This window comes from Dietzia sp. DQ12-76 (assembly GCF_014145045.1).
Classification (GTDB): Bacteria; Actinomycetota; Actinomycetes; order Mycobacteriales; family Mycobacteriaceae; genus Dietzia.
The window spans coordinates 1-1,378 of record NZ_JAALDV010000325.1; the positions used below are offsets into that span (position 1 = coordinate 1).

Genomic DNA, 1,378 nt, shown 5'->3' on the forward strand with positions numbered 1-1,378 from the left:
CCCGGTTCCGCCGGACCGGGGCCGTGGGCGTCAGTCGACGGGCGGCGCGGCGGGCAGGCGCACGACCTGCCCGGCGTAGGACAGCCCCGCGCCGAAGCCGATGCACAGCGCGATCTGACCCGGCTCGGCCTCTCCGTCACGGAGCATGGCCTCCATGGCCAGCGGGATCGAGGCCGCCGAGGTGTTGCCGGTCTGCTCGATGTCGTTGGCGATCGCCACCGAGTCGGGGAGTCCGAGGTGCTTGGCCATGGCCGAGTTGATGCGGCCGTTGGCCTGGTGGGGGATGAACGCCTGGATCTGCTCGGCGGTCACGCCCGCGGTCTCGAGTGTCTGCGCGCACACCTTCGACACCTGTACGGCGGCCCAGCGGAAGACCTTGGAGCCGTCCATCGTCAGGAACGGCTGGGCCACGGCCTCGGCCCGACCGTCGGCGGCCGCGGCGTCCACCTCGTCGACGTACTGCTTGAAGTCCTTGGTCTGGCTGATGGCATCGCCCTTCTCGCCGTCGGACCCCCAGACCACGGGGCTGACGTCGTTGGTCTCCGACGGGCCCACCACCACGGCGCCCGCGCCGTCACCGAAGATGAACGAGGTGTTGCGGTCGGAGTAGTCGATGCCGTCGCTCATCTTCTCCACGCCCACTACCACGACGTACCGCGCGCCACCGCCGCGGATCATGTTGGTGGCCACGGCCAGGCCGTAGCCGAACCCCGCGCAGCCGGCGGTCAGGTCGAACGCGGCGATGCCGTTGCGGCCGAGTTCGGTGGCGACCTGCGGGGCGGCGTGCGGGACCTGGGTCCAGTTGGTGGAGGTGCACACGATCACCGCGTCGATGAGCTCCGGATCGATGCCGGCGGAGGTCACGGCCTTCTTGGCGGCCTCGCTCGACATGGAGACGATGCCCTCGTCCGGCTCCGCGCGGTGGCGGTTGAGGATGCCCGACCGCTCGTAGATCCACTCGGAGGTCGAGTCGATCGTCTCGCAGATCTCCTCATTGCTCACCACGCGACGTGGACGGTAGGCCCCGATGCCCAGGAGGGTCGTGCCGGACGCGCCGTCGCCGGTCGCGATGGTCACGGTGTCGTTGGAATCCGCCATACGGATGGTGCTCCTCGTCGGTGTGCGGTTCGTGCCGGTCGCACGGCTGGTGCTCCCGACACAGTACTGCTGTCTCGGTGGACATCGTCGCACCGGACGGCGATGTTTCGTCGCGGTTCGACCGCCACCCGGGTCAGTCCGTGACCAGACCCTCGAGCCACCCACGCCAGCGCTCGGCGTCCCAGGTGGGCTCGACCCCGTCGACCGCGGCCGCGCCCAGCGGGGTGCCGGAGCCGCCCGGGGCGTCCACGTACTCGTACACGCGGACGGCGACGGCGGC

At 70.7% G+C, this 1,378-nt stretch carries 1 protein-coding gene; it reads right to left on the bottom strand.

Going from position 1 to position 1,378, the window contains the following annotated elements; genetic code table 11:
* Positions 1–30: 30 nt before the first annotated feature.
* Positions 31–1,098 (bottom strand): beta-ketoacyl-ACP synthase III, encoded by a 1,068-nt coding sequence (locus tag G6019_RS11445; protein ID WP_182613462.1) that lies wholly within the window; start codon positions 1,096–1,098, stop codon positions 31–33.
* Positions 1,099–1,378 lie beyond the last annotated feature (280 nt).